Genomic DNA, 26,113 nt, shown 5'->3' with positions numbered 1-26,113 from the left:
CCCGGAATGGCTCTATTTCGAACCCATCTCGAAATAGTTGGGCAGCGGGATCAGCCGGGCAAAGATCGTGCCCTGGCTGAACATTCTGAGTTCCAGCATCGACCCGGACGATCGCTCGGCCTTCTGGTCGAACAGGAAATTGCCGAGCGAATAGATCTCCGCCACATCGCCGCCAGCGAGCGGCAGGATCGCCTCGCTCGACACATGCGGATGTCCGCCGACGATTGCCGTGACACCGCGCAGCCGCATCTGGTCGGCGAGCATCTCCTCGCGCGGCGACGGCTCTGTCTTGTATTCGCGGCCCCAATGGACAAAGGCGACCACCGGCCGCTCGGCATTGTCGTGCAGCAGCCGGTCAAGCAATGCAGGCGTCAAAAGGTCGGTGTTGCTGGAGCCATTGGTATCGATGTCGGTCAGTCCGACAATGTCGAGATCGGCAAGCGCCTCGGTCTCGCCCTGGCCGAAATGGGCGATGCCGGCCGCATCGAGTGCGGCCAGAGTCTCGGCATAGCCGGACGGGCCGAGGTCATAGGCATGGTTGTTGGCGAGGCTGACGGCGGCGACATGCAGTTTCTTCAACATGCCGATGGCGAGGTCCGTCGGCATGGCCAGCGTCATGTCGTCGATCGCTTCGGGGACGTTGGGCAGGATGACGCCTTCAAGGTTGACGATCAGCGGCCTTGACCGGGTCAGGGCAAGCACGCTGTTGACTATCTTCTCGGCAATGCCGTCGCGGACCAGGACCTTCTTCATGGCGCGGCCGAAATTCACGTCGCCGGCGAAATAATAGAGCTTGTCGTTTGGCCGGGCCGGGCTGTTGAAACCGGGGCCGAAAGCGCCGAACAGGGCAACGACATAGCTGGTGGTGCTCTCGACATAGTCGCTCGAATGCGCCTGCGAATTCTCGTTGGCGACGACCAGCGGCGCAGCGCCGAACAGTTCGCGCTGCAGCCTGGTCTGGATGTACAGCGCGCCGACGGAATCGGCATGGTCCGGTTGCTGCAGCGCAGCAATGCCGTCGAGCGAACCGGCGGCGAGCATGTTCAGTGTCTGCTGGTCGAAACGCCGCGCGTCATGCTGAGGCAGATAGTGCGAGAAATCGGTGGATTCGACGATCAGCGTGTCCTTGTCGACGATCGCCTTCAGCGCCTCTGCCAGCCGGTCCCAATCACCGCGCTTGGCTTTGACCGACATCGCAACGGGCACGATTTCGGCCTCAGGAAAATAATGGTGCAGGAAGGGCAGCATGGCCTGCACGCCGTGCTCCTTGGCAAACAGGCAGGAGTCTTCGACCATGGCGATGTTGGCTTCCAGCAGGCGCACCGCTGCCGTATCGGCCACGACCGGGCCAAGCACGGTGTCGAAGCCGCGCGTCGTGGTGGCGAAGAGCTTCTGCGTCTTGTGGAAATGGTCCGGCGACAGGATGACGATGCGCTTGTAGCGGAAGCCGGTAGCGGCATGGAAACCGAGCGCGACAAGGTCGGCGACCAGCAAATGATGCGGCACGATGATGCCGGTGAGACGTTGGTTGGAGGGTTCGATTTCGGCGACGCTGGCGATGGCGTCGGTGAAGAGGGTGGGGTCGTCATAGAAGGATGGGAAGTTCTCTGTACCTTGTGGGCAGGCGACGGGCGCGGCGAATGCGTGAAGGGGAAAAACGAGAGTGATTGCAAAAATCAGAAGAATGATGGTCCGCGCCCAGGCACCCCCCTTCTGTCCTGCCGGACATCTCCCCCTCAAGGGGGGAGATTGGCAGCTGCGGTCTCGCGACCATTCTTGCAAGGTTGAAGGTGAGCGAAATCGCAGATGACAGCTGATCCCCCCCCTTGAGGGGGAGATGTCCGGCAGGACAGAGGGGGGTGCCTTGGCGCCGTCCTGCCGTGGTCACGGCTCAGCCAAAACAATGTTTTCGACGCCGCCGACATAGTAGAACGGCTTCTGCTTCGACGCGGTCAGCCGCACCACTTCGCGCGAAATGTAGTCGGCGAGGCCGAACAGCGTCACGCCGCCATCGGAGGTCTTGGCCCGGCCGCGCAGGCCTTCGAGGATCGAATAGGTGAAGACGCCATGGCCGAGCTCGGGCAGTTCGGCGGCGGTGTTGTTGGCGGCGGTGGCCGAGAAGACGACGATGCGTGCGTCCTGCGCATCCTTTTCCAGGCGCGGATTGAAGGCGTTGGCGGCATGGCAGGTGTCGAGCAGCATGAAGCGCATGCCCTTGGCGCGCTCGACCGATTTCTGGATGTCGCCCCAGTCGACGAGCGAGGAGCGCTTCCAGCGCTCGGCATCCTGTTTGCGGCCGTCGGTCGGGATGAAATAATAGTCCTCGTCGATGTTGATGCCGTGGCCGGCGACGAAAATGATGGTGGTGTCGTTCTCGCCGGGTCTGTCGAGGAAGTCGGCGAGCTGGTCGTCGATCGTGTCCGAATCCGGCTCCAGGATGCTGTCGGCGCTGGCGACCTTGAACACGTCCTTGCCGGCGTCGGGCGCCTCCAGTGCTTCGCGGTTGACCAGCACCAGCGTCTCCATCGACGAGAACAAGGGGGCCGATTTCTGCGAGATCACCTTGAGGAATTCCGTCGCGTCGTCGACAGGGTAGCGCAGATCGCAGGCGCGGCCGGCGCAGGCGTCGGTGAGGAAAGGATATTTGTCGACGCCGATCACGGCGACGTAGAGCTTGCCCTTGTTGGCGGGCTTCTCGGTTTTCCGGCCAAGTGCTGTGACGCTGCGCTCGGTCAAATAGCCGAATTCATTGTTGCCGGTGATGCGGATGGTGTTTTCGCCATTCTCGACCGGCACCTCAACGATGGTGCTTTTGCCGCCACCGGCCGAGCGTGCCGTGACATCGCCGACATTGCGGCTGTTCGACAGGATCGAAAAGCCTGCGACATCAGCGCCGGCTTCCTGCGCACCTGTGATCTCGACGGCGACATAGCCCTCGCGGACATTGCTCTGGTCGTCAGCTAGCTTGATGCCGAATTCCGGCGGCTTGCGCGAAAGCAGCTTTTCCAACTCGCGGTCGACGCCGGGCCGCATTTCCTGGACCGCCTGTTCGGCGCTGCGCAGGACAATGGCCCGGCGCACCATTTCCGGGCTCCAGAGGTATTTCTTCAACTGGCCGGCGCTGATGAAACGTCCCTCATGATCACGGCCCTGATTGACGTGCCAGCCGATCAATTTGTCGCCATCGGCGGAGGAGTAATAGTAGCCCTGCGGCATCCAGACGATCCATTCGGAGCCGGCAAAAAACATCGAGACGATCAGTTTGTGCGTCTTCAAGTTCCACAGCCGCACGGTCTGGTCGGCGCTGCCGGTGACCAGAAGTCTGTCCTTCTCCGAGGCGGCCATGGCATTGATCTCGCCGGTGTGGCCGGTGAATTCGCCCGACACCGCGGCGGTCGTGGTCTTGTACTCCAGCAGCGTGCCGTCGCTGCCGCCGGTGATCAAGCCAAGACCGTTGCTAATCAGGGTGTAGGCCGAATGGACGAAACCATTGGTGGCGGCGTTCTCGATGCTGTGGACCACCTTGCCGCCGTTCGCGATTTCCAGCACGGCATTTTCCAGGCCGTCCTTGCCGCCGGGGACAGCACGAAGCGACCAGTCACTGTCGGCCAGTACGGCGCGGGCATAGGCGCTCTGTTCCGACAACGCTTCCGGGTCCTCGAAGAACCGCTCGGCCGTCGGCAGGGCCAGCGTCTTGTCCAGCGTGCCCTGAAGCTCGGGACAGGACACGCGTTCGGGGCAGGGGTTGGCATTGCCCCAGGCGATGGAGCTGCTCGCCGCATCGATGCCGACAGAAGTCACCGGTTCGCCGACCCCTTGCAGCAGTGCCTTGCGCTCGCCTGTCGCGGGGTTCCAGAGCTGGATGGCGTTGCGGGTGCCGCCAGCGGTCGCCACCAGCGAACCGTCGGTATTGCTGGCGCTGGCAAAGACCGTGCCGTCATGGCCGCGATAGTCGAGCACCTGCTCGCCACTGTCGGTATTCCAGATCACCGAGCGATACTTGTCAGCGCAGCGATAGCTGCACGACGCCACAAGCCGTGAGCCGGTAGCGAAGCTCAGCGCGCCGATCTGAAAATCCTGCTTGGGCATGGAACGGACCAACTTGCCGTCGCTGGCCTGCCAGAACTGGACGTCACCGTCCTTGCTGCCGGTGGCGAAGAGGCTGCCATCCGGCGAGACAGCGAGTGCGGCGACGCTGACGTCGCGCAGCGGTTCGGCCTCGGCGGGCAAGGCGATTTCCTCGCCCTTGGCGACATCCCAGAGCCTTATGCCATTGTCGGTGGTCGTCGCCGCCAGCCTGGTTCCCGCGGCGGCGAAGGCGAGCTTTTCGACACGCCAGGAATCGGCATCGAGTTTTGCGGCCAGCGTCCAGCCCGAAGCGGATTTGTCATCCACGCGCCACAGATAGACGAAGCCATCGCCACCGCCGGCGGCCAGCATGCTTCCGTCCGGCGAAAAGGCGATGTCGTAGATCGCGAACTCGGCGGCCTTGAGCACGGCCTTGATCTTGCCGGTGGCGAAATCGAACAGCCTGACATCGCCATAGGGCGGCTTGTCGCCGATGCTGGCGCCGAAATAGCCGCCGGCGGCGATGGTCTTGCCGTCCGGCGACACGGCGATCGCAAAGATCTTGCCGTCATTGCCGTTACCGAGATAGCCGCGAATGGTGCGCAGCGTCACCCCACTCTGCCAGTCCCAGATGCGGATGGTCTTGTCGTCCGACGACGAGACCAGTTCCTGGCCGTCCGGCGTGAAGGCAAGGTCGGTCACCCTCGCACTGTGACCGCCGGTGTTGAGATCGAGATGGAAATCGAGGTCTTCGGCACGCGCGGTCGACGCCAGCGCCAGAAGACCGACCACGATCAGCCTCCGGAAAGCACGCAAGAGATAAGAGCTGCCCGGCACCTTCGTTGCGCCGCTATTTGGATTCAGTCGGCGGCGGCGACTCGTGGCGCACATAGTTCTCGATCGCCTGGGCATAGTTCGCGGAACCGGTCTTGCGTTCCTTTTCTATGTAGCTGGCAAAGTAGCTCCAGAACGATACCGCATAGTCGCGGAAATAGGCGTCGGCAACATCGCGCGAGCAGAGCTTGCCCTCGACGCAGATGGAGAGGCGGTTGAGAAAATAGACGATGCGGTCGAAATTGTCGTTGAAATCGGCGATCGGCATGGTGCCGCCCCCGGCCGTCATTGCCTCGATGCCGATGCGTTGCCGGAACACCTGTTCCTCGGTCGGCGACGGCGTGGCGCTGAGCAGATTGTCATATTTGGCGTTGAGCGCCGCCAGCCGCTCCTTGAGTGCGCGTTGCGCCTGCTGGAAATCCTTGCTTTCCCAAAGCTCGACCAACGACATCGTCTGCTCGACGCGTTTCTGTTCCTGGTTTGCCAGAAACTGAAAGACCGAGAAGCCGAGGGTGAAGATGATCGCCAGGCGCACGGCGAGGCCCGACCAGGCGTAGGCGAGCATGCGCCAGTCGCGATCGGTGAACGGGTTGGATTCCTTCTTGATCTCGTGACTGCTCGGCCACGGAAAGCCTTCGGTGGTTTCCGGCAAGCTCTCCGGCTTCTTGGCCGGTGCCGGCGCCGATGCGGCTGGCGACTTTGGTGTTGCAGTGCCCCCCGGCTTTTTCATCCGCAGCTGTCCAGTTGGATGGTGGCGGAGGGATCGAGCACGATGCCGGGCGCCTCCAGTTTCTTTTTCAGGCAATCGAGCTGCGTGCGCGAAATCATGAACTGCACGTCCGGTTCGGCAGCCGCCTTGTTGGGTGACGGCAAGGGCTCGACCACGCCGCGCGAGGCGCAGCTGGAGAGATCGACGACGACGGCCGTGCCGCCGGTCTTGGCGATTTGGTCGTACTGGTCGAGAAAGCAGGTGGCGAGCTCGGAATTGGTGACGATCTGCTTGGCGCACAGGCCGCAGTTCTCGTCCGCCGAGGCGCTGGCAACCAGCAACAAGCCGGCGGCAAGGCCGGCGATCGCTGCACGCCAGGAGAGCACGGGGATAGTCACTGAAGTCCTCATCTTTTGCGTCCCGCAGTACAACGAGGCGCCGCGAGCCGGGAAATGTTTCACCATATCATGCCGGTAACGCAAGAGCCGACAAAGCATGTTCAGGCGCGCGGCACCGTCTCCATCGGGAAGATCATCACCGCGCCCTTCGGACCGCTCTTGTCGGCAAGCCGCATCACCGAGCGCGTCGCGGGCGCCATGCCGATGTCGGCCAGCATGTCGGAGAAGCCTGGCGTTCCGGAGGCAGCCCGCGTCACGGCGCGCACGCCTTCCTGGGCAAGGAAGCTCAGATCTTCCTTCTCGCTTTGCGGCGGCGCCTCGGTCAGCACGGCAATCATGCGCTCCATGCCGAAGCTGGTGTCGGTGAAGGCAAGCAGGCCTTCCTTCAGGCCCTGGTCGGTCTGCTGGTTGATCGGCGCCAGCCGCTCGGAAACGATGTGGGTGATCGAGTAGTCGCTGCCGATATAGAGTACGTTGATGTCGACGAACTCATCGGACTCGTTCCTGGCTGAGATATGCACCTGGTCGCCCGGCGAAACGCGCGGCACGGTGGAGGATTCGATGGGCTCCATTGCATCGCTGTCCTGGCGCTTGATCAGGAACTGGACGCTGACCTCGTCCGGCCGGTAGTCGGAAGCGGCGGCGAGCCGCGACAGGCCGGTAGCACGGAAGATGGTGGTCAGGTTCTGGGCCGTATTTTCGGCGAGCTTGTCGCGCCCATCCTGATGGATGACGATGCGCGGCGGCTTGCTGCCGTCCTTCAGGCTGATGTCGCCGGACGTCGGCAGGAACCATAGCGCTGGCTCGTCGCTGGCGTCGGCGGCAGCGCCGGCAATGGATTTTTCGCGCAGCACCGCCAGCCGCAGATCGGCGCTCTTGCCCGGCTCGACCAGCGCGATTTGGAAGCCGGATTTCTGTTTCGCCGCCAGGTCGTCGAGAACCAAATTGACGAGCTCGGTTTCCTTTTCGAGCCCTGCTGTCGGCGCCGGCTTCGCCACCAGCAGCTTGTAGTCGACGGCAAGTTCGGCAACGCGTGCATAGGCACCGGCGGGTACCGCTGTTGCCGCGAGCGCCGGCTTGCCGTCGAACTCGACCGGCTTGAGATTGCTTTCCAGATTCCTGGCCGATTGCACTTCGAGGTAGCCGACCGCGTCGGAAAGCTTCGACAGCGCCGAAGGCAGGATGGCGAGCTTGCTGCCGAGGGTGAGACCCTGCAGCAGGCCGGCGCCGATCGCGACATCGCCGTCCTTGACGGCAATTGGCCATTGCATGACGGCGTCGGTCTTGTCGGTGCCGAACACGCGGGCATCGAGTTCACCCTCAAACAAGGGCGTCGGCCTTGTGCGGCCGTCGGCCGAATATTGCTGCAGCACGGCCTGGCCGAGCTGGCGATAGGTGACGTTGGGGTTCTCGGCCAGCTTCGACAGGATGGTGAAGGTGAACAGGCCAAAGCGCGGCGCGTCGGGCGTACCCTTGGGCAGCGGCATTTCCGGCGTCGTTTCGACCGTCTGCGCGGCATAGAAGGCAACCAGCTTGCCCCTGGCGATCGGCTCGGCGCCGGTCGGCGTCAGGTTGAAGGCCGGCTTGCGGCCGCCGTTCTCGTCGAAACCGCGCGATGCGCTGGCCGAGATGTTGTCATAGACCTTCACGGCTGCAGCTTTGGCCGCGTCGTCGCCGCCGACCAGATCGGCGAATTCGACCTTGCGCTCCAGTTCGTCATCGACTTCCGCGGCACGCGTTGCCGTGCCGGAATGGCAGCAGTCGAACACGACCCAGACAAAGGCGCCCTTGTCGCGGATGGCGTCGAGTGCGGCGCCGACCTCGTTGTCGACCAGTGCGTTCGGCACGCCTTCTTCGCGGTTGATCCATTTGTTGATGTCGGAGGGCAGGAAAATCTCGTCGAGGCCGTCGGTTTCGTCGCCGGCCTTGGCCTGCGGCTGCTGGGCGCCGTGGCCCGACAAATGAAGATAGACGAAGTCGTCGCGTTGTACCTTGCCGGCGAGATCGGCAAGGGCGGCCTTGATCGCCGCGTGCGTCGGCGGGCCGTTGGCGCCTTCGACATCCTTGGCAAGCAAGGTGACGTTCTCGGCCGAGAACTTCACCGGATCGGGCGTGTTCTTCAGGAGATAGTCGCGCACCAGGCCGGCGTCGTTCTTCGGCCCGATCAGCCAGTTCTTTTGCGGCAGGTTGGGATAGTCGGTGCAGGCAACCAGCAACGCATGGTAGGTGCGCGAGGCGGCGAGACTGCGGAACGAGACGGTACCGGCGGCCACAAGCGCCGACGTGCCGACGAGCAGCGTCCGTCGTGTCAATTTGATCATGATTGCTTCCCCAAGCCCGATCGAATTTCCAACTGCGCTACCCCTCGTTGAGAATTTTGTCAGTATTTTGAATGTGGTCTGTGCCGTCAACCGAGGGTGGCGGTCATGGTGTCGATGGCGATAACGGAAACAGTGGCAAAAAGCCCGGTTCATCGCTATCTCAAGGGGATAGAGACTGCCGCATGACAGAAATAGTGTGCGAGCGGCACTCTGAATCAAATAGATAGAACATGATGTCGTCCGAGAACCGCTTCACACTTTTCGGCATCATGCTCTAAACGATCGGAAACAGGATCATGGCGGCAAGGGATGTGCTGACGAAGAATCAGCTGAGCGTGCTCGAGAAGCTCGAGGCCGCCAGCGGACCGCTCAGCGCCTATACGCTGCTCGACCAGTTGCGCGAGCGCGGTTTCCGCGCGCCGCTGCAGGTCTACCGTGCGCTCGACAGCCTGGTGAAGTCAGGCTTCGTGCACCGGCTGGAAAGCCTCAACTCCTTCGTCGCCTGCGCCGAGCCGCATGACCACAGCCACTCGATGACCGCCTTTGCCATCTGCGACACGTGTGGGCAGGTGACGGAGATGTCGGACCATGATGTTGACCACCGGCTGGATGAGTGGGTGCGCTCGACGGGGTTTGCGGCCAAGAAGGCGGTGATCGAGTTTCGCGGGACGTGTGCGAAGTGCCGGGCTGAGGCAGCCTAGGTACGCCGATATTCAGGTGAGGCCGGCCTGCAAATGGCCGATACCTGCGCTTCCGGTGCTCACGTACGAAAAGTACGCTCCGCTCCGGTTCTCGGCATCCGCCATTTTCGACTCGGCCTGACCTGAATCTCGACGCACCTATGGGCGGGGTATTAGACTAGTGCGCCTCGTCCCAGTTGTTCGCCGCCCGTGCATCAACGTGCAGAGGCACCGACATCGAGATTGCAGGCATCGGCGCGTTCTCCATGACGCGGCGCACGACGGGGATCGTCGCTTCGACTTCCGCTTCCACCGTCTCGAAGATCAGCTCGTCATGCACCTGTAGGAGCATGCGGGCGGACAGGCCGGCCTTTTCCAGCGCTTCGTCCATATGCACCATGGCGCGGCGGATAATGTCGGCGGCGGTGCCTTGGAGCCTGGCGTTGATCGAGGCGCGCTCGTTGAAGGCGCGGATCGACGGGTTTGACGACCTGATCTCCGGATAGTGGATGCGGCGGCCGAAGATGGTTTCGACGAAACCATGTTCGCGCGCATAGGCCTTGGTCGCCTCGATATAGTCGCGAATGCCGGGGAAGCGCTCGAAATACTTCTTGATGTAGGCGCCGGCTTCCTCGCGCGGGATCGACAGCTGGTTGGCGAGGCCAAAGGCCGAAATGCCGTAGATGATGCCGAAATTGATCGCCTTGGCGCGGCGGCGCACTTCCGACGGCATGCCCTCGACCGGCACGGAAAACATTTCCGAGGCGGTGACGGCATGAATGTCGACACCGTCGGCGAAGGCCTGCGTCAGCTGCGGGATCTCGGCGACATGGGCAAGCACGCGCAACTCGATCTGGCTGTAGTCGGCCGAGACCAGTTTCTGACCCTTGTCGGCGATAAAGGCGGTCCGGATCTTGCGTCCTTCGGCGGTGCGCACCGGGATGTTCTGCAGATTGGGATCGGAGGAGGAGAGCCGGCCGGTTGTCGTCGCGGCCAACGCATAGGAGGTGTGGACGCGTCTGGTGTCGGGATGGATGAAGCCGGGCAGGGCGTCGGTGTAGGTCGATTTCAGCTTGGTCAGCTGGCGCCAGTCGACGATCTTGCGCGGCAGTTCGTGGCCTTCGGCGGCAAGGTCTTCGAGAAGCTGCGCGGAGGTCGACCATTGTCCGGTCTTGGTCTTGGAGCCGCCGGGCAGGCCCATGCGGCCAAACAGGATGTCGCCGAGCTGCTTTGGCGAACCGATGTTGATGCGTTCGCCGATCAACCCGTAGATTTCCTCTTCCAGCCGCGCCGCGCCTTGCGCCAGCTCGCCGGAGAGCCGCGACAGGATCTGGCGGTCGACCGAGATGCCGCGTTGCTCCATCCGGGCCAGAACCGGCACTAGCGGCCGCTCCAGCCGCTCATAGACTGAGACCAGCCCCTTGGCGGCCAGCCGCGGCTTCAACACCTGCCATAGCCTGAGCGCCACATCGGCATGGCCTGCGGCGTAGGCGGTCGCCCTGTCGATATCGACCTGCTCGAAACCGACGGAGCTTCTGCCGGAACCGGCGAGATCCTTGAGCGGGGTCGTCGCATGGCCAAGCCATTTGTCGGCAAGTGACGACAAAGTGTGGTGGCCGGTGCCGGCGTCGAGCACATAGGAGATCAGCATGGTGTCGTCGAAGGGCGCGATGTCGATGCCGTGGCGGCTCATCACGACGATGTCGTATTTGGCGTCCTGGGCGATCTTGAGCACCGATTTGTCCTCAAGCAGCGGCTTCAGCAGCGCCAGCGCCTCGCGGACCGGAATCTGGTTCTCCAGCGCGCCGCCGCCGAGCAGGTCGCCTGCGCCGGTTCTGTGGGCGAGCGGCACATAGGCGGCGCGGCCGGGGCCAACCGCTAGGGAGAAACCGATAAGGTCGGCCAGCATCGGGTCCGACGACGTGGTCTCGGTGTCGAAAGCGACGATGCCGGTCTCCTTGGCCTGGGCTAGCCAGGTCTTGAGCGCTGCCGTGTCGCGGATGGCGACATAGGCACCGGGATCGATTTTGGCGGCGGACGCCGCTTCAAGACGAAGGGCTGAAAGCAAAGAAGGGGTATCGCCGGCCTTGGCGGTATCGGCCTTGGCTTCAGCTTGTGCTGCTTCGTTGGTTCCGCCGCCCCGAGCAACTGCTGGTGCGCCCGACCCGACATCGGGGCCATGCGCGGTGTCGGCGCGCTCGACGGTGACAGCGACGGCTTGAACATCGCCGGCTTCGGTGCTGGTCGCCTCGGCCACGCGGCGGGTCAGCGAGGTGAATTCCATGGTCTTGAGGAAGCCGATCAGCTTCGGCCCGTCCGGCGCATGCAGCACGAAATCGTCGAGCCCGTCGGTCACCGGCACGTCGTTCTTCAGCGTCACCAGCTGGCGCGATATACGCGCCTTGTCGGCATTGGCGATGATGGATTCACGCCTTTTGTCCTGCTTGATCTCGCTGGCGCGCGCGAGCAGCCCGTCGAGGTCGCCGAACTGCTCCAGCAATTGCGCCGCCGTCTTCGGCCCGATGCCGGGCACACCCGGCACGTTGTCGACGGAGTCGCCGGTGAGCGCCTGCAGGTCGATCATCTTTTCCGGCGGCACGCCCCATTTCTCGATGACCTCGGGGACGCCGATCTGGCGGTCTTTCATCGGGTCGTACATGCCGACCGTGGGGCCGACCAGCTGCATCAGATCCTTGTCCGAGGAGATGATGGTGGTGTCGCCGCCAGCCTCGCAGGCAAGCTTGCAATAGGTGGCGATGAGGTCGTCGGCCTCGAACCCTTCCATCTCGATGCAGGGCAGGTTGAAGGCGATGGTAGCCTGGCGGATCAGGCCGAATTGCGGGATCAGGTCTTCGGGTGGCGCGTTGCGGTTGGCCTTGTATTCCGGGTAGAGCTCGTTACGGAAGGTTTTCGACGAATAATCGAAAATGACCGCGAAATGCGTCGGCACAATGCCTACATCGGTGTTGCGGGCATCCTGCATCAGCTTCCACAGCATGTTGCAGAAGCCCGAGACGGCGCCGACCGGCAGGCCATCGGATTTGCGCGTCAGCGGCGGCAGTGCGTGATAGGCACGAAAAATGTAGCCGGAGCCGTCGATAAGGAAGAGATGATCGCCTTTTTTCATGCCGGCAGGGATAGCGCGGCAGGGCGGCGCGGTCCATGGCAAAGGCACGCTTCCAACAGGCGTTGCGGCGCCATCCTGACAGAGGCTGCCTGTGAATGCCTCGTTATGGACCTCGGCCGCTCACAACCATGTTACAAAAGTGTAATTTTCGTGCCCTTGAAACGCCACGTTCGAAGACACAAATACATGTCATCGGCAGTTTTCGCCGAGTCCGGAGCAAGGCCCGTCCCCCGCCTATCCCGGACAACTGCGGCAGCCTATCCCCCTCTCCGGGCTGCCGCAACGTTTCGAGTAAAGGCCGCCGTGGTTCCCCCTCCACCACGGCGGCTCTTTTGCCTTTCAATAAGCAAATTCCAGCCCGTGGTCTAATGATCGCGGGCTTTTCGTTTTGATGCGCTGCCTTTACGGTCCCGGCACCGAAAAGAAAGGCCCGCAATAATGTCCACCATTTCCCCCGTCCTCGACCGTCTCGATAAAAATCTCGACCAGAGCCTGGAGCGCCTGTTCGGCCTGCTCCGCATCAAGTCGATCTCCACCGATTCCGACTACGCCGCCGACTGCCGCAAAGCCGCCGAATGGCTGGTGGCCGACCTCAAGCTGATCGGCTTCGATGCCTCGGTACGCAACACGCCAGGACATCCGATGGTGGTGGCGCATCATGAGGGCTCCGCCGGTTCGCCGCATGTGTTGTTTTACGGCCATTACGACGTACAGCCGGTCGACCCGATCGAGCTCTGGGAAAACGACCCGTTCGCGCCGGCGGTCAAGGAGATCGAGCCCGGCCACAAGGTAATCACCGGGCGTGGTTCGGCCGACGACAAGGGGCAATTGATGACCTTCGTCGAGGCCTGTCGCGCCTGGAAGCAGGTGCACGGCAATCTGCCTTGTCGCATCACCATCCTGTTCGAGGGCGAGGAGGAATCGGGCTCGCCGTCGCTGAAACCGTTCCTTGAAGCCAATGCCGAAGAGCTCAAGGCCGACTTCGCGCTGGTCTGCGATACCGGCATGTGGGACCGCGAGACACCGTCGATCTGCGTCGGTCTGCGTGGAATGGTCGGCGAGGAGATCACCGTCAAGGCTGCCGATCGCGACCTGCATTCGGGTCTTTATGGCGGTGCCGCCGCCAATCCGATCCGCATCCTGGCGAAAATCCTCGCCGACATCCATGACGAGAATGGCCACATCACCATTCCCGGCTTCTATGACGGAGTCGAGGAGACGCCGTCGCAGATCCTGAAATCGTGGGAGACGCTGGGCGAAACCGCCGAGACCTTCCTCGGGCCTATCGGCCTGTCGATCCCATCAGGCGAAAAAGGCCGCTCGGTGCTGGAGCTGACCTGGGCGCGACCGACCGCCGAATTCAACGGCATTATCGGCGGTTATACGGGCAAAGGGTTCAAGACGGTGATCGCGGCGGAGGCGTCGGCGAAAATCTCCTTCCGCCTTGTCCACAAGCAGAATCCCGAGAAGATCCGCGCGGCGTTCCAGAAATTCGTCAGGGAGCGGATTCCTGGGGACTGTTCGGTCGAGTTCCATCCCCATGGCGGTTCGCCGGCGATCCAGCTCTCCTATGACTCGCCGTTCCTGGCCAAGGCCAAGAACGCGCTGTCGGATGAATGGCCGAAGCCGGCGGTAACCACGGGCGGCGGCGGCTCCATTCCCGTCGTCGGTGATTTCCAGACCTATCTCGGCATGGAATCGCTGCTTGTCGGGTTCGGCCTCGACGACGACCGCATCCACTCGCCCAACGAGAAATACGAGCTGACCTCCTTCCACAAGGGCCAGCGCTCCTGGGCGCGCATTCTCGATGCGCTGACGCGCTGAAGCAGCGGGAAACCAGTTTCTGGTTGATTTTTCAGCGGATCGCGGCGAGGACGACCGACAAGTTTAATATGCTGCAGCGTCCTTTGCGCATCTCAAGAGATGCGCGGCGCTGCAGGCCGCGACCCGGAGAAGACAATGAGCGACATCCGCTTCCACAAGAACGATCTGCCTGACCTGTCCCACTACAATGTCGACGCAGTGGCCATCGACACCGAGACGCTGGGGTTGAACCCGCACCGCGACCGGCTCTGCGTGGTGCAGATCTCGCCGGGCGATGGCTCCGCCGACGTGATCCAGATCGCGCCCGGTCAGAAGAAGGCGCCGAACCTTGTCAGCCTGCTGCGCAACCGCGGCATCACCAAACTGTTCCACTATGGCCGTTTCGACCTCGCGGTGCTCTACAATGCCTTCGGCGTCATGCCGGAGCCGGTGTTCTGCACCAAGATCGCCTCGCGGCTGACCCGCACCTATACCGACCGGCACGGCCTGAAGGACATCTGCTTCGAACTGCTCGGCGTCGGACTTTCCAAGGTGCAGCAATCGTCGGATTGGGCGGCTGAGACCTTGTCGCCCGAACAGCTCGAATATGCCGCGTCCGACGTGCTCTATCTGCACCGGCTGCGCGATGTGCTGGCCGGGCGGTTGGCGCGGGACGGGCGTACCAAGGAAGCCGACGCCTGCTTCCGCTTCCTGCCGACGCGTGCCAAGCTTGATCTGATGGGCTGGGACGAAGAGGATATTTTTGCGCATAGCTGATGGTTCGGGCCCTTCGTTCCGCTGGAACCGGATGGGGGTGGCGGCGTTGTTCTGCGCATTCCGGACGGAAGTGCGACGAGAGGGGATGACATGGCAGACCGAAAGCCGATAGCAACCGCCCCGACGGACGGATCCAAGGTCACTGTCCTGTGGAAGGACGGCGCCGGTGTCGTCAGCGAATCCGTCGGGCAGTACCGCGACGGCGCCTGGTGGGTCTACACCGACAGCGACACCCAGAAAAAGGTCGACCCGACCAGCTGGCGGCCTGCCTCCAATGACGATGACGACGACCCGTGAGCCCGCTGGCGGGTTGATGTGCTTTCGCATAGCGTGAAGCCGTTGAAAATGAGGCCGATTCGGGGCCGTCCGCTCCGCAGCCGCCTCTCATCCTGGAGGGACTCGCCATGGGCATCGAAAGCCTTCTCATCTTCCTGATCATCGGCGCCATTGCCGGCTGGCTCGCCGGCCTCATCGTCTCGGGCTTCGGCTTCGGCCTGATCGGCAACATCGTCGTCGGCATTATCGGCGCCTTGATCGCCGGCTGGCTTTTCCCAAGGCTCGGCTTTGCCATCGGCGGCGGCATTCTCGCTGCCATCATCAACGCCACGATCGGCGCCGTTATCCTGCTGGTGCTGGTCAAGGTCCTGAAGCGAGCATGAGGCTCGGATTTTTATCTAACGCAATTCCATGGAAAAGCGCTGCGCGCTTTCCCGTGGAATTTTTCCAAAGGAGCGCGCCGTGAAGCAGAACACACTCTACCTTCTCGTCGGCGCGCTCGTTGTCGTGGTCATCGCGCTCGGTGCGTATGTCTATCACGAACAGACCAAGCCAAAAGGCGTCGAGCTCAAGATCGACGACAAGGGCATTTCGATCCAGCAGAACTGAGCCTGCCGTCGACGGCGGCGGGGGCGCCGGCTGGCTGCATGTAAAAAGGCATTGGCGAGGTCTCCCGCGATTGCCCCGACATGGAATTCGAATGACGGATCGACGCTTCGGCGCTATGATGTCGATGAAGGGCGTTTGGGGTCAACCAACCTATTACTAGGAGGTTGCCATGAAACACCAAACACTGGACCAACTGCATGCAGTGGCCGAGGTCAACACACAGCCGGTAATGAGCCGAACCCAACGTCTCGTACGTTGGGCCGAGCTTCTTGAACGTGAGCCCAGCCGGCTCCTGACCGCGCTCGCCGGGACTGAATACCGTGCCCCGCCGGAGCGCGATGTTATGCGAGGCGATGGCTCGCCGATAGCGGTTGCCTTCACGGACCCCATATTGCACGACGAAGGTCTGAAAGACGACAGCTATGGCGAAGCCAAGCGCTTCTTCGAGTTGACCGACCACCAACTGCACGAGATCGTCTGCTACTGCCATGTCGGCGAGGTTATGCAATCGTCCAGGGCAGCGCTCTCGATTCGTGCGGCGATCGGCTGACGCATGTCCACCAGGCGATTACCTGGTGACGGGTGATTTTGGGGCGCGGTCGAACGCGAAGCTGCGACCATTTGCGATCGCGCCGCAACGCGGAACATGTCCGCGACTGGCTGGTCGCGGCTGAGAATGGTTCGGGCCTTGGCGCCCGGACAAAATGCCACGCGAGCATTGTTCCTTCGCGGCGGGCGCGACTGCCTGCCAGCGCAAAAATCAGGGGCTCGAACAGCGCGATCACTGCCGGACCCCAGGCATTTGACTATCAATCGCCTTGAATTTTTCCGACTTAACCCGCCCTTAAATCGCCGCATCTACTCTGCAACCGGAGCGCCATAGGCACCGGGGACAGCAAGCGCAGGCATGGCGAACCGCAGAGACAGCCGCATCGAGCCCAGTTTCGAGGGACCGCCGCAGGCGCGATCCCAGCCGGGTCTTTCGGTGAGCGAGGAGGACCGCGTCGTGCCGAGCAACCGCAAAGCCTCCGCCAAACGCAAATCGTCGAAGGCGAAGTCGTCGCGCGGCAGGCGCGGCAAACCCCGGCGCGGCCTGTTCGGCGTTATGGCCCGGATGCTCTACTGGTGCTTCGTGCTCTGCATCTGGGGCGGCATCGCGGTGGCCGGCATTGTCGTCTATTACGGCGCCAAGATGCCGGCGGCCACCACCTGGTCGATCCCCGACCGCGCCCCCAACATCAAGATCGTCTCGGTCGACGGCCAGCTGCTTGCCAACAGAGGTATGAGCGGCGGCGAGGCGGTCGGCCTGCACGAAATGTCGCCCTACATTCCCGAGGCCGTCATCGCCATCGAGGACCGCCGCTTCTATTCGCATTTCGGCATCGATCCGATCGGCCTGTCGCGCGCCATGGTGACCAATGTGCTCGGCGGCCATTTCTCGCAAGGTGGTTCGACGCTGACACAGCAGCTGGCCAAGAACCTGTTCCTGAAGCCCGACCGCACGCTGGAGCGCAAGGTGCAGGAGGTGCTGCTTTCGCTGTGGCTGGAGCACAAGCATACCAAGGACCAGATCCTCGAAATGTACCTCAACCGGGTCTATTTCGGCTCCGGCGCCTATGGCGTCGAGGCGGCCTCGCGCCGCTATTTCGGCAAGAGTGCGCGCGATGTCACGCTTTCGGAGGCGGCCCTTCTCGCCGGCCTGTTGAAGGCGCCGTCGCGGCTGTCGCCGGCACGCGATCCCAAGGCGGCGGAACAGCGCTCGCAGCTGGTGCTCGCAGCCATGCGCGACGAAGGCAAGATCAGCGCCAAGGAACTGACCTCGGCGATGAGCGCGCCGGCAACGCGCGCGCCGTCTTACTGGACCGGCTCGGAAAACTATGTCGCTGACACCATCATGGAAGAACTGCCCGATCTGATCGGTGACGTGCGCAGCGATATCGTCGTCGACACCACGGTCGACCTCAACCTGCAGAAGCTCGCCGAACAGTCGATCCGCCGGCTAATCGACGACAGCGGCAAGAAACTCAATGTCAGCCAGGGCGCGCTGGTGTCGATCGACAATTCCGGCGCGGTGCGCGCCATGGTCGGCGGCTACGACTATTCGACCAGCCAGTTCGACCGCGCCTCGGAAGCGCGCCGCCAGCCGGGCTCGGCATTCAAGCCGTTCGTCTATATGGCCGCGCTCGAGGCCGGCCGCACCCCCGACAGCGTGCGCAACGACGCGCCGATCAAGATCGGCAAGTGGACGCCGGACAATTACGGCGGCAAGTATTTCGGCAAGGTGACGCTGGCGACCGCCTTGGCGAGGTCGCTGAATTCGGTCGCGGCACAGCTGACCATGGAGGTCGGCCCCGACGCGGTGGTCGAGGCGGCGCACCGCATGGGTATACAGTCGGAACTGACGGCCAACACCTCGATCGCGCTCGGCACTTCGGAAGTGACGCCGCTGGAGCTGACTTCGGCTTACGTGCCGTTCGCCAATGGCGGCTACAAGCCCGACATCCATTTCATCCGCCGCATCACCACGACCGAAGGCAAGGTGCTCTATGACGACAATGGCGGCAGTGCGCCGCGCGTCGTCAAGCAGGACATTGTCGGCATGATGAACTCGATGATGACCGGCACGGTCGAGACCGGTACGGCCAAGAAGGCGGCCTTCGCCTGGCCCTCGGCCGGCAAGACCGGCACCAGCCAGAATTCGCGCGACGCCTGGTTCGTCGGCTACACCGCCAATCTCACCACCGGCGTGTGGTTCGGCAATGATGACGGCACGCCGATGAAGAAGGTCACCGGCGGCGCGTTGCCGGCGCAGGCCTGGCACGAGTTCATGGTTGCCGCGCATGAAGGCGTGCCGGTCAGGCCGCTGCCCGGCACCTGGAAATCAACGCCGCCTGATACCATCGTCCCCGACGACATACCGTCGGCCGGCAACAATCAAGTAGCGCCGGTCCCGTCGGCATCGGTCGGCCAATCAGCTCCGGCTGCTGCCCCAGCGGCTCCCGCGACCGCCCAGGCACCTACGCCTCCGGCCCGCGCTGTCCGCCCGGCCGAAACCGTCGATGCCGACGGCTTCGACATGCCGGGCGATGGCGGCACCACGGCCTCGATCAAGCACCCGGTGCCGCCCGGCAGCGTCGGCGGCCCGACCAAGAAGCGCAAGACGTCGATCCTGGATATTCTCGGCGGCGGCTGAGCGTCAACTCGCCTCTCGCCAGCAAGGTTGCCTTCGGCTACATCTCCGGCCGGAGTGACAGAGATGACTGAGACCGACACCAGAAAAACCATCGTGCTGACCGGCGCCAGCCGCGGCATCGGCCACGCAACGGTCAAGCGCTTTTCGCGTGAGGGCTGGCGGGTCATCACCTGTTCGCGCCAGGCTTTTGCCGAGGACTGTCCGTGGCCGGCAGGGCCGGAAGACCACATCAAGGTCGATCTGGCCGACCAGGAAGATGTCGGCATCGCCGTCTCGGAAATACGCCATCGGCTGGAAGCGCATGGTGGGCAGCTGCACGCGCTGGTCAACAATGCCGGCATTTCGCCCAAGCTCAAGGACGGCAACAGCCGGATGGATTCGATCGACACGCCGATGCATGTCTGGCGCGATGTGTTCCAGGTCAATTTCTTCGCCCCGATCATGCTCGCGCGTGGCCTCTTCAAGGAGCTTGCTGCAGCCAAGGGCTCGATCGTCAACGTGACCTCGATCGCCGGCACCCGCGTGCATCCTTTCGCGGGCACCGCCTATGCGACCTCGAAGGCAGCGCTCGGCTCGCTGACGCGCGAAATGGCGCATGATTTCGGGCCGCACGGCATCCGTGTCAACGCGATTGCGCCAGGCGAGATCGACACAGCGATCCTGTCGCCGGGCACCGACAAGATCGTCGAGACCATCCCGCTTAGAAGGCTCGGCGCCACGGCTGAGGTCGCCGACATCATCTTCTTCCTGTGCTCGCAGCAGGCGTCTTACGTGACGGGCTCGGAAATCCACATCAATGGTGGCCAGCACGTCTGAGCACTGATAGGCTGCTCATCCGGCTATGGTGAGAACGGCCTTGCCGCTGAAGCTGCGCTGTCGCAGGGCGTCCAGCGCTTGCGCTATGTCGGTCCACGGCAGGGTCAAGGACACGCGGGTTTCCAGCCGACCGGCCGCGAGCAGAGCGAGCAGCGAGGCGATATCGGCGCCAATGGCTGGACCTGATGTGTAGTAGGCGAAGGTCTGAAGCCTCGCTCCCTCGTGGCCCGGAACGAACTGTCTGAAGCCAATCGGCGTCAGTTCGCCGCTGCTTGAACCGAACATGACGATGGTGCCGCCCGGTGCGACGCGTTCGATCGCGTGGGCGAGGCTTTGGCCTCCCACCGACTCGGTGATCAGCGAGAATGGCCCTTTGGCCAGTTCGATCGACTCCACGATCTGCTCAGCGCCTAGTCCACGGAGATCCTCGGCATGTCGGGCGGCGGCGATGGCGGTCACCACGGCGCCTTGCTCGCGGGCGATCTGGATCTGGAAACGCCCGACCGCACCACTGGCGCCGGTGATCAATACCTGCTGGCCGGCGAGTTCACCGCCATGGCGCAGGGTCCGCAGCGCCGTAGTGCCCGCGACCGGAAGCGTGGCCGCAGAAGCGACGCTGACCTCATCCGGTACGACTGCAAGACGGTCTGTCGGAACGGCGACACGTTCGGCCCAGCCGGCTTCGTCGACCAAAGCCACAACCCGGACGCCGACGGCTGGCCCGGAGCCATCGGCAGCTGCCTGTTCGACAATTCCAACCACGTCCTGACCAGGTATCCAGCCATCCGGGCGTATGGTGAGCAGGCGTAATTCGCCGCGGTTCAACGAGGTCGCGTGGACGCAGAGAAGCGCTTCGTTGGCATGAGGCCGAGGGTCCTCGACCTCGGCGAGCCTGAGCCCGGTGGTGCTGTCGGGAGACATAACGAGGGCGCGCATGGGAACCTTCCTGCTGGTTTGTGGACGCTAGCCACAAACCGGAACCTATCGATTTCCTCGCCAAAGAATTTAGCCATCATGGCGAATAGTCGCTAAAAGCCGTCAATCATGAGACAGCCTCTACGCTACCCCTGGATCAATTTCGATGTCGATGACGCCGTCGCGCCGGCAATTGCGGTGCGCGTCGACGTCACCGAAACCAAAGCGGAAGTGGCTGCCCATTGGCACCGCAAGGGCCAGCTCGTCTTCGCACTCGGCGGTGGCGTCACATGCCGCGTCCCCAGCGGCCTGTGGATGGTGCCGCCGCATTGCGGGGTGTGGATTCCCGGCAGTATGGAACACAGCAACATCGCGACGGCCAATGCGCGGATTTTCTTCGTCTACATCGAGCCGGGGGCTGCCGATCTGCCGGACCGGTGCTGCACGCTGTCGATTTCGCCGCTGCTGCGCGAACTGATCATCGAGCTGTCGGACTGCGCGCCGGACGATGCAAGGTGCGCCTTCCTGGGAAGCGTCCTGCTTGCCGAACTGCCTGATATGCCGGTTCAGCAGCTGCATCTGCCGATTTCCGCCGAGCCGCGTTTGCAGCGGATCGCCGAAGCGTTGGCGCAGGACCCTGCCGACCGCAGCACGCTGGCGGAATGGGCCAGCCGCGTTGCGCTCTCAGAGAGCAGCCTCGCCCGTCTCGTGGTAAAGGAGACCGGCCTGAGCTTCGGCCGCTGGCGCCAGCAACTGCATTTGATCGTCGCCATACGCGAGCTGGCCGCCGGCGCCAGCGTGCAGCAGGTTTCGGGCGATCTCGGCTATGGCTCCGTCACCGCCTTCATCACCATGTTCAAGAAGGCCCTTGGCAAGCCCCCGGCAAAGTACCTCAGCAGCGTCGCGCAAAATGGCGGCTCTGCATTCGTGGCGTAATCAACGCGCGCCTATGGGCAAACCTCAGGCCGGGGAGGGTTCAATGGCGTCGGGGCGCGGCATCGGCTTTTGCCGCAGCACCTCTTCCACGATGCCGCGGGCGATTTCGCGCTCGCCCATGATGACGGTGTCGGCGCCGAGCCCCTTGAGATGCTCGACCTCGGCGTCGGAATGGGCGCGCGCGATGACATTGATGTCGGGATTGGCGGCGCGTGCCCTGAGCACGATCTGCCCGGCCTCGAAAGCGTTGGGAATGGCAAGGATCAATCGTTTGGCACCTCGCGGATCGGCGGCGGCAAACACGCCTGCGTTGGCCGCATTGCCCGAGACAATTTCGACGCCGTCTTCTCTCAGCCTGGCCAGCGTCTTGTCGGCGTCCTCGATGACCAGGAAGGGCAGCGCCGCCTGTTTCAGCGCGGCACCCACCAGGCTGCCGACACGGCCGTAGCCGATCAGGATGGTATGGCCGGAAAGTGCCGTGCTCGGCGGCGGGCCATCCTCTTTGGCCACGGTGGCGACCGAGGCCACTTGTCCCGGTTGCGTCGCCGGGCCGACCGGCTTGGCCTCTTCCGGCGGCGCTGCCCTGGCGGCACGCGCGTCCAGCCATGGCTTTATCCAGTCGAGGGCGAGGAACATCAGCGGATTGACGAGGATCGACAGGATGGCGCCGGCCAGGATCAGGTCGCGTCCCTGTTCGGGCAACAGCTTCAGTCCGACGCCAAGCTCGGCCAGGATGAAGGAGAATTCGCCGATCTGGGCAAGACTGGCCGAGATCATCAACGCGGTTCCCAGCGGATAGCGGAAGGCGATGACGATGACGAAGGCGGCCAGCGACTTGCCGATGACGATGATGGCCAGCGTCGCCAGGATCGGCCAGCCATTGCTCATCAGGCTGAACGGGTCAAACAGCATGCCGACCGAGACGAAGAACAGCACCGAGAAGGCGTCGCGCAGCGGCAGCGATTCTTCCGCCGCGCGGTGGCTGAGCTCGGATTCGCTCATGATCATGCCGGCGAAGAAGGCGCCGAGCGCCAGCGAAACACCGAACAGCTTGGCCGCGCCGAAAGCGACGCCGAGCGCGATCGCCAGCACCGCCAGCCGGAACAGCTCACGCGAGCCGGTATGGGCGACATAGTGCAGGATCCACGGAATGACCCGGCGGCCAACCACCAACATGACGACGACGAAGGCGACGACCTTGGCCAGCGTGAGGCCGACGACACCCCAGATGCCGTAGCTCGTCGGCAGCGACAAAAGGCTCGCATGATCATCGACCTGCGGCTGGCCGCCGAGCACGCCGGCAAGCGCGGGCAGCAGCACCAGCGCCAGCACCATGGCCAGATCCTCGACGATCAGCCAGCCGACGGCGATGCGGCCGCGCTCGGTCTCGATCAGCCGCCGCTCCTGAAGCGCGCGCAACAGCACCACGGTGGACGCGACGGAGAGCGCCAGGCCGAAGACCAGGCCGGCGCCCATCGACCAGCCGAGCATCCAGGCAAGGCCGGCTCCGAGCGCTGTGGCAAAGCCGATCTGGACGATGGCGCCGGGCACGGCGATGGCGCGGACCGACAGCAGGTCCTTCAGCGAGAAATGCAGGCCGACGCCGAACATGAGCAGGATGACGCCGATTTCGGCCAGCTCATTGGCAAGGCCCGCATCGGCGACGAAGCCTGGCGTGTTCGGCCCGACCAGCACGCCGGCGACGAGATAGCCGACCAGCGGCGGGATGCGAAAACGGTTGGCGAGCGCCCCGAAGATGAATGCCAGCCCCAGACCGGCGACGATGGTGGCGATAAGGGGCGTGTCATGCGGCATTGTCTATGGAGCGCCTTTCAAGAACCGTGATGTCGGGGTGCGCCGCCGAAGCCGCCGCCTTTTCCAATATGGTGGAGGGTGCGCCCGCGATGCAACCCGCAAGCCGGAAATTGCTGGCCAGAGGTGCTGAAAAACCAAAGGCGCGCGCAGCAGAACCGCTGCGCGCGCCTGATAGCGGATGTCGGATGGGCAACCCGGCTGGGTGTCAGGCCGCTTGCAGCATGGCCTCGATGTCGATCACGGCATGGTTGGTCAATGTCTTTGGTATCTCGGCCTGCACCTTGTCGGTGACTTCCTTGTGCAATTTCTTGCGCATCGTGCCGAGCACCAGGGGTGGCGCAATCAGCACGATGTTGTCGAAGATGCCGTTATGGGCGAACTTGTAAAGTCGGTCGGCGATCTCCTCGGCGAAGCGTTCCTTGCCCTGCCGGTGCCAGTCGGTATCCTCGCCCGTGCTGCGGTTGCCGGATGCGCCGTCATTGTAGCGGCCGGGGCTATCGCTGCCTTGCTCGCGCGTCGCCGGATTGTCCTGTTTCATCTCCTGGAAGAGCTGCAGGTTCGGGTAGAGATTGTCGCCCTCGTTCTTGAGGAACAGCGCTTTCTCGCCATCGGCCACCATGACCAGAAGGCCGTGTTTCAGGTTGATCTTGTTCATTGCGCGCTCCTGCTTGAAGGTTTCAAATCCAGCCGACGATTGTCTGCTTCGGCAGGGTCAGAACGCACGGCGGAGCGGGAACGTTCCACTGTTCGACGGGGGGCCAGCACCTGCCCCTGTCTGCGGCAACTCAACCGCCTCAGCGAAGGGCTGTGCCACCGACGGCTTTAATCTACTAAATTGGTAGAATTTAGAAAAAACAATTTTGCGGCTCGGACAACTCAGGGATAAAAGAGCCGCAGAACAAGGCCTGCTGCAGCGGCTTGAATCCGCTCGATGTGCGGATATGGAATATTTTTCTCTTGGCCTTCTGGCTTGCGGAAAACCGATTGCCTCCTGTCAGGGGATTCGCGAGTGGGTTCCTTCAGCTTTTTCACGCTCGCGCGTAAAACTGCCACCTTGTTCCGGAATCTGTTCGTCATGCCGCAGGCCAATCCCAAGCTCAACGCTTTCCCCGTCTTCCTGCGGGTCGAAGGCGAAGCCGTGGCCATCGTCGGCGGCGGCGGCGAGGCTTTGGCCAAGGCGCGGCTGCTCGATCAGTCGAGCGCGACGCTGCGCATCGTCGCTGATGCTGCCGACGCCGAACTGTTGAGCTTCATCGCCGTGACCGGCGCCATCCACATTGCCGTCCCCTACGATGCAGCGCATCTCGAAGGCGCGGTCATGGTGTTTGCCGCCAGCGGCGATGAGGCGCTCGACCGCCGCGTGGCCGAGGATGCGCGCCGGCTTGGCATTCCGGTCAATGCCGTCGACCGGCCGGAGCTCTGCGATTTCTTCACCCCGGCGCTGGTCAACCGTGCACCGGTCGCCATCGCCATCGGCACCGAGGGTGCTGGGCCTGTGCTGGCGCAGATGCTGCGCAGCCGCATCGACCGCATGCTGGCGCCCTCGCTCGGGCCGCTGGCAACGCTTGCCGCCTCGTTCCGGGGTGCAGCCGAAAAGCTGCTGCCGAAAGGCAATGCGCGCCGCCAGTTCTGGGGCAGTTTTTTCCAGGGCGCACCGGCACGTGCCGTCGAAGCCGGCGAGCTTTCGCAGGCGCATGACGCCGCCGTCGATCTATTGCTGTCGAAGGCTCCGGTCGCGGGCCATATCGCGCTGGTTGGCGCTGGCCCCGGCGCCGAGGATCTTTTGACGCTGCGTGCGCATCGCTTACTGATGGAAGCCGACGTCATCGTCCATGACGCGCTGGTGCCGGAGGCGATCGTCGCCATGGGTCGCCGCGACGCCGAGCGGCTGCCGGTGGGAAAACGCAAGGGCTGCCACACCAAGAGCCAGGCCGAAATCAACGCGCTGCTTGTCGAGCTCGGCAAGCAGGGCAAGCGCGTCGTGCGGCTGAAGTCGGGCGACCCGCTGGTGTTCGGCCGCGCCGGCGAGGAGATGGCAGCACTCCGCGATGCCGGCATCGCCTATGACGTCATCCCGGGCGTCACCGCCGCTTTCGCAGCCGCCGCCGATTTCGAACTGCCGCTGACGCTGCGCGGCGTGTCTTCGTCGATGGTGTTCACCACCGGCCATGATCTGAAAGGCAATTCGCTGCCGGACTGGGCCAAGCTCGCCATCTCCGGCGCCACCGTCGCCGTCTATATGGGCCGCTCGGTCGCGGCCGAGGTTGCGGGGCGGCTGATCGAGGCCGGCCTGTCGCCGGACACGGCGGTCGCCGTGGTCGAGAATGCCAGCCTGCAGAACCGCCGCCGTTTCCACGGCACGCTGGCCGACCTGCCGTCGCTGGAGGCGCGCGCCGATCTGACCGGCCCGGTGATGACCATCATCGGCGACGCGGTTGCCGGCGCCAACTTTGAACGTTCCGAGCCGCTGGCGGCACATAGTCATGAGAGCGCCGCCAACGCGGCCGCCGCAGAGGTCGAACCATGAAGATATTGACCGCAAACCGCCTCACCGACGGCATCGCTGTCTGGTACGCCGATGGCGGCTGGGCCGAGACGGTGGACCACGCCGATCTCGCCCATGACAAGGCGGCCGAAGATCGGCTCGAGGCGATCGGCGCCAAGGCCTATGCCGACAATGAAGTGGTCGACGTCAACCTGATCGACGCTGAGGTCGTCAATGGCGTCGTCGAGCCGGTGCGGCTGCGCGAAAAGATCCGCGCCGCCGGCCCCACCATCCGCGAAGACCTGGGCAAGCAGGCTGCGCGGGCAGCGTAACAAAATACGGGCGGACGCG

The 26,113-nt window shown here is 63.6% G+C and carries 22 protein-coding genes; 12 read left to right on the top strand and 10 right to left on the bottom strand.

The genetic code is table 11. The features are described 5' to 3' along the window. Positions 1-12 precede the first annotated feature (12 nt). From amrB to ACYHH6_RS32600, 5 genes are all read right to left on the bottom strand, one after another. On the bottom strand, positions 13-1,740 hold the full coding sequence (amrB, locus tag ACYHH6_RS32620; RefSeq protein ID WP_352585657.1) for an AmmeMemoRadiSam system protein B: 1,728 nt from the start codon (positions 1,738-1,740) through the stop codon (positions 13-15). Positions 1,741-1,884: 144 nt separating this feature from the next. Beyond that, entirely contained in the window at positions 1,885-4,860 is a 2,976-nt protein-coding gene (locus tag ACYHH6_RS32615; RefSeq protein WP_352585659.1) for a hypothetical protein, read from the bottom strand. Between the two features lie 58 nt (positions 4,861-4,918). Continuing rightward, the gene (locus ACYHH6_RS32610) at positions 4,919-5,632 is read right to left on the bottom strand and encodes a DUF4760 domain-containing protein (protein ID WP_352585661.1); all 714 of its coding nucleotides are present in this window, start codon (positions 5,630-5,632) and stop codon (positions 4,919-4,921) included. Beyond that, positions 5,629-6,021, bottom strand: coding sequence for a hypothetical protein (locus ACYHH6_RS32605; RefSeq protein WP_352585663.1), 393 nt, complete (start codon positions 6,019-6,021; stop codon positions 5,629-5,631). Before ACYHH6_RS32605 ends, ACYHH6_RS32610 begins: the two co-directional genes overlap by 4 nt. A gap of 89 nt (positions 6,022-6,110) precedes the next feature. Beyond that, on the bottom strand, positions 6,111-8,330 hold the full coding sequence (locus tag ACYHH6_RS32600; protein ID WP_352585665.1) for a caspase family protein: 2,220 nt from the start codon (positions 8,328-8,330) through the stop codon (positions 6,111-6,113). Positions 8,331-8,626: 296 nt separating this feature from the next. Between ACYHH6_RS32600 and ACYHH6_RS32595 the strand changes: the two genes are divergently transcribed. Continuing rightward, the gene (locus tag ACYHH6_RS32595; protein ID WP_112562754.1) at positions 8,627-9,031 is read left to right on the top strand and encodes a Fur family transcriptional regulator; all 405 of its coding nucleotides are present in this window, start codon (positions 8,627-8,629) and stop codon (positions 9,029-9,031) included. Positions 9,032-9,188: 157 nt separating this feature from the next. Here the strand turns inward: ACYHH6_RS32595 and polA are convergent, their stop codons facing one another. After that, complete coding sequence (polA, locus tag ACYHH6_RS32590) at positions 9,189-12,137, bottom strand: DNA polymerase I (protein ID WP_352585666.1); 2,949 nt, start codon at positions 12,135-12,137, stop codon at positions 9,189-9,191. Between the two features lie 438 nt (positions 12,138-12,575). Between polA and ACYHH6_RS32585 the strand changes: the two genes are divergently transcribed. The 8 genes from ACYHH6_RS32585 to ACYHH6_RS32550 all read left to right on the top strand — a co-directional run bounded on the left by ACYHH6_RS32585 (position 12,576) and on the right by ACYHH6_RS32550 (position 19,611). Further along, positions 12,576-13,961 carry a M20/M25/M40 family metallo-hydrolase gene (locus tag ACYHH6_RS32585; protein ID WP_352585668.1) on the top strand — a complete coding sequence of 462 codons (1,386 nt, stop codon included), beginning with the start codon at positions 12,576-12,578 and terminating at the stop codon, positions 13,959-13,961. A gap of 135 nt (positions 13,962-14,096) precedes the next feature. Continuing rightward, the gene (locus tag ACYHH6_RS32580; RefSeq protein ID WP_112562932.1) at positions 14,097-14,717 is read left to right on the top strand and encodes a ribonuclease D; all 621 of its coding nucleotides are present in this window, start codon (positions 14,097-14,099) and stop codon (positions 14,715-14,717) included. 90 nt (positions 14,718-14,807) lie between these two features. Next, the gene (locus ACYHH6_RS32575; RefSeq protein ID WP_352585670.1) at positions 14,808-15,014 is read left to right on the top strand and encodes a hypothetical protein; all 207 of its coding nucleotides are present in this window, start codon (positions 14,808-14,810) and stop codon (positions 15,012-15,014) included. 107 nt (positions 15,015-15,121) lie between these two features. Further along, positions 15,122-15,376 carry a GlsB/YeaQ/YmgE family stress response membrane protein gene (locus ACYHH6_RS32570; protein ID WP_112562748.1) on the top strand — a complete coding sequence of 85 codons (255 nt, stop codon included), beginning with the start codon at positions 15,122-15,124 and terminating at the stop codon, positions 15,374-15,376. A 79-nt stretch (positions 15,377-15,455) separates the two neighbouring features. Next, positions 15,456-15,602, top strand: a complete 147-nt coding sequence (locus ACYHH6_RS32565) for a hypothetical protein (RefSeq protein ID WP_023686592.1) — start codon at positions 15,456-15,458, stop codon at positions 15,600-15,602. A gap of 169 nt (positions 15,603-15,771) precedes the next feature. Then, complete coding sequence (locus tag ACYHH6_RS32560; protein ID WP_352585672.1) at positions 15,772-16,152, top strand: hypothetical protein; 381 nt, start codon at positions 15,772-15,774, stop codon at positions 16,150-16,152. Positions 16,153-16,509: 357 nt separating this feature from the next. Next, complete coding sequence (locus tag ACYHH6_RS32555) at positions 16,510-18,795, top strand: transglycosylase domain-containing protein (protein ID WP_352585674.1); 2,286 nt, start codon at positions 16,510-16,512, stop codon at positions 18,793-18,795. A gap of 63 nt (positions 18,796-18,858) precedes the next feature. Next, the gene (locus ACYHH6_RS32550) at positions 18,859-19,611 is read left to right on the top strand and encodes an SDR family NAD(P)-dependent oxidoreductase (RefSeq protein ID WP_352585676.1); all 753 of its coding nucleotides are present in this window, start codon (positions 18,859-18,861) and stop codon (positions 19,609-19,611) included. Between the two features lie 15 nt (positions 19,612-19,626). Here the strand turns inward: ACYHH6_RS32550 and ACYHH6_RS32545 are convergent, their stop codons facing one another. Next, positions 19,627-20,547, bottom strand: a complete 921-nt coding sequence (locus ACYHH6_RS32545; RefSeq protein ID WP_352585678.1) for a zinc-binding dehydrogenase — start codon at positions 20,545-20,547, stop codon at positions 19,627-19,629. A gap of 108 nt (positions 20,548-20,655) precedes the next feature. On the opposite strand from ACYHH6_RS32545, the gene ACYHH6_RS32540 reads away from it, so the two are divergent. Then, on the top strand, positions 20,656-21,462 hold the full coding sequence (locus ACYHH6_RS32540) for an AraC family transcriptional regulator (RefSeq protein WP_352585679.1): 807 nt from the start codon (positions 20,656-20,658) through the stop codon (positions 21,460-21,462). Between the two features lie 24 nt (positions 21,463-21,486). On the opposite strand, the gene ACYHH6_RS32535 is transcribed toward ACYHH6_RS32540, so the two are convergent. The 3 genes from ACYHH6_RS32535 to ACYHH6_RS32525 all read right to left on the bottom strand — a co-directional run bounded on the left by ACYHH6_RS32535 (position 21,487) and on the right by ACYHH6_RS32525 (position 24,354). Beyond that, on the bottom strand, positions 21,487-23,277 hold the full coding sequence (locus ACYHH6_RS32535; RefSeq protein WP_352585680.1) for a cation:proton antiporter domain-containing protein: 1,791 nt from the start codon (positions 23,275-23,277) through the stop codon (positions 21,487-21,489). 205 nt (positions 23,278-23,482) lie between these two features. Then, positions 23,483-23,932, bottom strand: a complete 450-nt coding sequence (locus ACYHH6_RS32530) for a baeRF12 domain-containing protein (RefSeq protein WP_352585682.1) — start codon at positions 23,930-23,932, stop codon at positions 23,483-23,485. Positions 23,933-24,153: 221 nt separating this feature from the next. Beyond that, positions 24,154-24,354: a hypothetical protein gene (locus ACYHH6_RS32525; RefSeq protein ID WP_352585684.1), complete on the bottom strand. Its 201-nt coding sequence runs from the start codon at positions 24,352-24,354 to the stop codon at positions 24,154-24,156. Between ACYHH6_RS32525 and cysG the strand changes: the two genes are divergently transcribed. Continuing rightward, positions 24,353-25,804, top strand: coding sequence for a siroheme synthase CysG (gene cysG / locus ACYHH6_RS32520; RefSeq protein WP_352585686.1), 1,452 nt, complete (start codon positions 24,353-24,355; stop codon positions 25,802-25,804). The two genes, ACYHH6_RS32525 and cysG, sit on opposite strands and share 2 nt — an antisense overlap. Then, positions 25,801-26,094, top strand: coding sequence for a DUF2849 domain-containing protein (locus ACYHH6_RS32515; RefSeq protein ID WP_112562730.1), 294 nt, complete (start codon positions 25,801-25,803; stop codon positions 26,092-26,094). Before cysG ends, ACYHH6_RS32515 begins: the two co-directional genes overlap by 4 nt. The last annotated feature ends 19 nt before the right edge of the window (positions 26,095-26,113 follow it).

The organism is Mesorhizobium sp. P171375 (assembly GCF_057786075.1).
The sequence above is the reverse complement of the archived record's forward strand: the minus strand, read 5'-3'. Positions and strand labels throughout refer to the sequence as shown.